Origin of the sequence: Nonomuraea sp. NPDC048892 (assembly GCF_040649735.1) — a bacterium.
Classification (GTDB): domain Bacteria; phylum Actinomycetota; class Actinomycetes; order Streptosporangiales; family Streptosporangiaceae; genus Nonomuraea; species Nonomuraea maheshkhaliensis.
On sequence record NZ_JBEZFZ010000065.1, the window covers coordinates 1 to 6,262 of the forward strand.

The 6,262-nt window shown below is 64.7% G+C and carries 6 protein-coding genes; 5 read left to right on the forward strand and 1 reads right to left on the reverse strand.

The genetic code is table 11. From position 1 onward, the window contains the following. Nucleotides 1-850: 850 nt before the first annotated feature. The 5 genes from AB0C28_RS55975 to AB0C28_RS55995 are packed head-to-tail and all read left to right on the forward strand — an operon-like array spanning nucleotide 851 to nucleotide 5,213. Nucleotides 851-1,480 carry a hypothetical protein gene (locus AB0C28_RS55975; protein ID WP_358085697.1) on the forward strand — a complete coding sequence of 210 codons (630 nt, stop codon included), beginning with the start codon at nucleotides 851-853 and terminating at the stop codon, nucleotides 1,478-1,480. Between the two features lie 2 nt (nucleotides 1,481-1,482). Beyond that, on the forward strand, nucleotides 1,483-2,295 hold the full coding sequence (locus AB0C28_RS55980; protein WP_358085699.1) for a hypothetical protein: 813 nt from the start codon (nucleotides 1,483-1,485) through the stop codon (nucleotides 2,293-2,295). 3 nt (nucleotides 2,296-2,298) lie between these two features. Then, the gene (locus tag AB0C28_RS55985) at nucleotides 2,299-3,825 is read left to right on the forward strand and encodes a hypothetical protein (RefSeq protein ID WP_358085702.1); all 1,527 of its coding nucleotides are present in this window, start codon (nucleotides 2,299-2,301) and stop codon (nucleotides 3,823-3,825) included. A 33-nt stretch (nucleotides 3,826-3,858) separates the two neighbouring features. After that, complete coding sequence (locus AB0C28_RS55990) at nucleotides 3,859-4,425, forward strand: hypothetical protein (RefSeq protein ID WP_358085705.1); 567 nt, start codon at nucleotides 3,859-3,861, stop codon at nucleotides 4,423-4,425. Continuing rightward, a complete protein-coding gene (locus AB0C28_RS55995) occupies nucleotides 4,422-5,213 on the forward strand; it encodes a hypothetical protein (protein ID WP_358085707.1) in 792 nt (263 codons plus the stop codon). The genes AB0C28_RS55990 and AB0C28_RS55995 overlap by 4 nt, the downstream gene beginning before the upstream one ends. On the opposite strand, the gene AB0C28_RS56000 is transcribed toward AB0C28_RS55995, so the two are convergent. Then, a complete protein-coding gene (locus tag AB0C28_RS56000) occupies nucleotides 5,210-6,010 on the reverse strand; it encodes a thermonuclease family protein (RefSeq protein ID WP_358085710.1) in 801 nt (266 codons plus the stop codon). The genes AB0C28_RS55995 and AB0C28_RS56000 overlap by 4 nt on opposite strands. Nucleotides 6,011-6,262: the final 252 nt, after the last annotated feature.

The window sequence follows — 6,262 nt, forward strand, 5'->3', positions numbered from 1 at the left end:
CCTTCGACGACTTCTCCCGAAAGGCCCGAAACGCCACTGCGGGCGTCCCGAACATCCCCTATCACCCGAATTATTTCACTGAGATCACCTCACTGGGGGTCGCTTCTACAGCATCGACACGATCCCGGGCGTGGTCCACGTTCGCGACTACGATCCGGCTATCGGCGGCGTCGAACCGCGCGAGGAACTGTTCAAGGTCGCAGGCTGCTTCTCCGAGGGCATGTGCGTCGACGCGGACGGCAATCTGCGAATCGCCGTCTGGACGGCGGCCGGGTCGAAGGCCGCCAACCCGGCGGTCGGCTACTCGCAGCCATCAGCATCGACGCCCCAGCACCTCCAGCGTGTCCTTCGCTGGGCCAGACCTGGACGTGCTCGTCATCACCACGGCAACCGAAGAACTCCCTCAGGTCCTGACGCGACATTCCAACTCCTCGGAACATCGTTACGGTCCGTCCCAATGTGCGCGACCGGCTCGACCTCGTGGCCAAAATCCGCGCGGGAACGAAGCGGTCTGAGCGGGCTTTATCAAACCGGTACACGACAGGCCCGGATGGCTTGTTACCCGTCATGGACATGTAACGTTCCACCGCCTAAGATCGCAAAGCTCACACCGATGGTCGCGAGAAAGGGCGAGGACCCATGCCTTATTCGGCGGAGATCAGCCGGTCGAATCCGACCTGTTTCGTCTTCCTCGTCGATCAATCTGCATCCATGAGCGATCCCATCGGCAGGGAAACACCTGGCAGCAAGGCATCCGTGGTGTCCGACGCGATCAATCGGTTGCTCACCGAGCTTTCCGTGAAATGCGCGAAAAGAAGAGGGCGTCCGCGACTACTTTCACGTCGCCGTCGTGGGTTACGGCCATAACAGCGTCGGCTCGGCCTATGGCGGGGAGCTGGCTGGTCGCGACCTCGTGCCGCTGAGCCAGATCGCGGAGAATCCGGCGCGTGTGGAGCAGCGCTCGAAGAAGGTCGCCGACGGGGCGGGCGGGCTGGTCGAGACCACGGTCACCTTCCCCGTCTGGATGGATCCGGTGAGCAACGGCGGCACGCCGATGCGGCAGGCAATCGAGTACGCGCACCGTCTCGTCGACAAATGGCTCTCCGAGCACCCCGCGTGCTTCCCGCCCATTGTCCTCAACCTCACCGACGGCGAGGCCAACGACGGCGACCCGACGGTGCCCGCCGCCGCCATCCAGTCCCTGGCCAGCGCCGACGGCCCCGTGCTGCTGTTCAACCTGCACGTGTCGGACGCGGGGGGCTCACCGGTCACCTTCCCGGACTCCGACGCGGGCCTGCCCGACGCCTACGCCCGTACGCTGTTTGGAATGTCCAGTCTGCTTCCCTCACACATGCGCTCGTACGCTGCGCAGGAGGGCTTCACCGTGAGTGACGGCACGCGAGGCTTCGTCTATAACGCCGACATCACCTCCGTGGTGCAGTTCCTCGACATCGGCACGCGCGCGTCCGATCTGCGGTGACGATGCGGGCCAGTATCTCCTCCCATCACCTGCACAAGGGCGGCGGCTCGGAGGAAGAGTACGAGGACGCCTTCGCGACCATACCCAACGTGCGGACGCTGGAGGACGTCGCCGCCGACGGGCTCGGAATCGCCATTTCTGACGGCGCCTCAGAGAGCATTCTCGCTGGACGGTGGGCGCGGCTGTTGGTGCGGCATTTCACGATGGCCATTCCGGACGTGCTCGGCACCCGTGACGCATTCGCCTACCGTGCTGTGCTGGCGGCGGAGCAATGGGAGCTCTCCATCGGCGAATATGTCGCGGAAAGGGAGGCAGAGGGACGCCCGATCCAGTGGTACGAACAGCCCAAGATGGATCGCGGTGCTTTTGCGACCCTTCTGGTCGTGGGCCTGTCGGTCACGCCACAAGGAGACGACGGCTCACTGGCGACATGGGTGGCCGCCGGAATAGGCGACTGCGCCCTCTTTCACGTCCGTGACAATCGGCTCCTCACGTCGTTCCCCATGATTGGTTCTGCTGAGTTCACCAACAATCCGGCTCTGCTCAACAGTAAAAACCACGACCGTGATCTCATCGCCGAGCGGATGCAGACGCACGTGGGCATTCTGCGGCAGAAGGACCACCTCTACGTCTGTACCGACGCGGTCGCCGCGTGGTTTCTCGGGCAGGCCGAGCGCCAGGGCCGCCCATGGGAGGCCCTCGATGACCTGGACAAGGCCGCCGGCTCGACTTTCGCCGACCTCGTAGCTGAGGAGCGGGCGAGCGAGCGGATGCGCAACGACGATTCCACCCTGATCCACGTGACTGTGTGGTGACGGATGACCGCTGTCACACGCTTCCCGAGCGGCGGCCAGTACGTCGACGCCCTGCAGAATCCCCGTCTCTGCTTCCGCGACCCCGAATTGCAGACTGCGCGCCTGCAGACCGATGCCCTCGGCCGGCCTAAGGCAATCTCCGGCAACTTCGCCAGTGTGTTCTCGGTGACCACGGCGGCGGGGACGAGGTATGCCATCAAGTGTTTCACCAGGAACATCCCTGATCAGGAGAAGAGATACCGCGCGGTCAGCGACCACCTTCGAACGCTGCCGCATCGCTGGAAGATCGGCTTCGATTATCAGCCCGCGGGGATCATGGTGGCCGGGCAGTCGTACCCGATCCTCCGCATGGAATGGGTGGAGGCCGTCAGCCTGATCCGCTGGATCGAGGACCATCTCGGCAACCGCCCCGCCCTGTTCACCCTTGCCCGCTATTTCGCCGAAATGGCCGACGATCTAGCCAAAGCCGGCATCGCCCATGGCGACCTCCAGCACGGCAACCTGCTCGTCACCCCCGACGGCGCCTTGAAACTCGTCGACTACGACGGCATGTACGTCCCCTCTCTCGCGGGCATGCCGGCCACAGAGCATGGCCACCGCCACTACCAGTCCCCGAGCCGCGCCAATGCGGCATTCGGGCCCGACCTGGACCGTTTCTCCAACTGGCTGATCTACTTATCTCTGGTTGCTATCTCCGCGGATGTGACGCTCTGGCACACCCTGCACGAGCCGGGCGGCGAACATCTCCTGCTCACGGACGCGGACTTCGCCGACGTCTCGACGTCCACCGGGATGGCGGTGCTGATGCAGCACCACGTCGCCGACGTCGGCCGGCTGGCCATGCAGGTCGCCGATCTCGCCACGCGGCCGCTGTCAGCGCTGCCGGACCTCGTCCCGCTGCCGGAGATCTCCGTACCCGCCCCAAGCAAGCAGGCACCCGCCCAAACAGGTCTGCCGCAGTGGATGAGCGGCCACGTCCAGCAGGCATCGCCACCGCCGGCGGTTCCCGTGCCCCTCGGCGAGCACCACCAGTTGGTTCAGTGGACCCGCATCAGCATGCTCGGGCTGGGTATCGCAACCGCTCTGACAGCGGTGATGGTCGCCGTCACCGGCTTAGCCGCAAGCGTGATAGCCGGGCTCGGGCTCGCCTTCGCACTCCTGACCAGCCGGGCCTTTTACACCCGCCTGCCGGAGCACAAGGTTCGTAGAACAATCGCTGACCGGCGCCACCAGGCGCATCAGCACAGCACCTTGGCGGCCAAGCGGACAACGAGCCTGGAGAAGCAGCGCGACCGGCTCCAGGCGAACGACACGCGACAGGCCCATGCCAGCTCCGAGGAAATGCAGGCCCTGCGGCGACGTCAGCGCCATGAGCTCGACGTGTTTGACCGGACGACGACGGAGCGGGTGAGCCAGTTCGACGCGCACATCTTGTCAGTATCGGCCAAGAAGCGGGAGGAGATAAACGACGCGCTGGCGCTGCTGCAGCAGCAGTACGTGATCGCCTATCTCAAGCGCTTCGTCCTGTGATCCGGCCATATCAGCGGCATCGGTGATGGCATTGTGGCCAGCCTCCGGGCTCATGGCATTACGACGCCCGCCGATTTCACGGACGTCGTATACACGGCCGGCGGCTACGGTCAGCGGTCTGAGGTGCACATCGTTCTCGCTGGCGGCCGGTCCGTCCACGTGAACGGCGTGGGCGAGACCCGTGCCGTCGCGTTGCGCGAATGGCACAGAGCACATCTCGACCGGGCCAAGAGGCAGCCCGGCCTGCCCACCGCTCTGCCGCAGACCATGCTCCAGCAGATCGAGGCGCGGTGGGCCGCCGAGCGCCAGCGCATCGAGGCTCAGCGCGACACCGTCCGACGGGACAGGGCTTCTCATCGCGTCGCTCTCAGCCAGAAACAGGCCCAGGAGATGAAGCAACTGACCGACAAGCACAACCTGCGAACTCAGCGCGCGACGCTCACGGCGCAGGACATCAACCGGCGCATCTCGGAGGAGCGGGCGCGACACTGGGCGCTCATCCGGGAGGAGCAGGACCTGCTCAAGGAACTACAGGCGTACCAGCATGTCTCGTACGGGCGCTTTCTGCGTGAAGTCCTGCTCGGCACGGTGAGCAATTGAGCAGCACTTTTCCGGCAGAACCGGCGGACGACGTCGCCCTGCGTCTGCGTCAGTCCGCCGCCCGCTGGCGATGGTGGCCCGTCGCGCTCCTGGTCACCGAGGTGGTCTCGCTTGCCTTCATGGAGCGTGGTCTGCTCGTCAACGCTGTTGGGTTGCCGGCGACCCTGCTGATCGAGTTGCTCGACCGTCGCCGCGCCAAGGTCACCGTTCACTACGACCCTCAGCGCGTCCCACCCGCGTTCCACGAGATCGTTGACGCCATGCGAGGTGTTCAGCGAGCGCAGCGCCTGTGGCTCGTCGCCCACGAGCAGGCCGTCACGAACGATCACCAGCGCAAGACCAACGCTGGCGCCTCCCAGCTTTTCCGGCGTGAGGCCGCGCACTCTGATCTGGCCGGCCCCAAGGAACTCGTCGCTGACGTTCCCGTGCCGACAGTACGGGTGAAGAGCTTCCGGCTGTATCTCTTCCCCGACGGGGTCTTGCTGCAAGGCGGCGGCCAGACTCTCAGCCTGCCGTACCGGGCGCTGCAGGCCGTTTTCGCGTCCACGCGGACGGTAGAGGACGAGCAGGTGCCGTCCGACACGCGAATCGTCGGCAGCACATGGCTTTACGTCAACAAAAACGGCGGGCCCGACAGGCGTTTCAAGGACAACCGGGAGTTGCCCATCGTCGAGTACGGTCGTCTCACCGTCACCGGGCCGGACATCGACCTCGTCTGGCAGCGCTCGAACGTCGCAGCGCTACGAGCACTCTTCATGGCTCTGCGTGACGCGGGAGTGCGGGCCTAGCGCGGGCACGCTGTAGCGGACCAAATGCCGATTTTGATGGCCTTCGCGTGTTCTTCCTGTTCGACGAAATCCCGCAGCCTCTCACCCGCCAGCTCGGTCCGCGCTACTCGGGCACTGCCGTAGGTAATGGCGTGCTCATTCACCAGTGAACCCGTATGGTCGTCCCAAAGGAACATTGCCGGTGGAGTTTTATCGTTGTCAGAGTTCGCGATGAGCCAGACGCGCGCACCAGGAGCGAGAACGGCCCTCAGCGACGCCGTGGACTCGCTTGCATAACATTCCTGCCCTTTCGGTGCACGGACGCCGGCCAGTCGAACCGTCCGCACTTTGCCGGTTTCTCGGAACCGCACGCGCACGCCATCTCCCCTGAGTACGCGGACCACGGCAGCGCTCTGGGCCTCATCTGGAATCCCCTGAGGCGGCATGATCGCTTGCCGTGTCGGGCTCTGCACGGTTGTCTGAGCAGAGGACGAGAACGCCTGTTCAGGTGAACCGTCCTGGCTGGTGACGGCCATCGCTGTCGTCGCCGCAAGAGTAACGGGCAGCGCCGCGACCGCACACACGCGGAGCGTTCGCGCCCCTGTTGCTCGGCCTGGCTCCCCCAAATAGAGAGCTCGTAGGAAAGCGGCGCCGCCATTCGCGGCAATCATCAGCACGAGCAGGAATTCGATCCACAGCGCTTCGGCACCCCATGCCAACCCGGATTCGGCAAAGGCACCCAGATGTAGCTTGCGGGCCACTGAGGTGAACAACATGTGAGGCCAGATCGCGAAAAGTACGACCAGCCCGATGACCATGATCCCGGCGCAGCCACTGGCTGCGCTACGCGAACTCACGCCGGCGCTCACCCGGAATGGCCCGACGCCTGCGCTTCCACCAATTCCCATATCAGGGCGAACATTACTCCGTTGAGGGCTCACGTGCTATGCCGGGCCCGAATGGCGGACGGAGCTACCTAGGAATGTCCTGAAGATCTTGATGGGTGGGTCGGCATGAGCTGGCTCACCCTCTTGCTATGCAGTGATCGGTTTGAGAGCCCAGATGCCGTT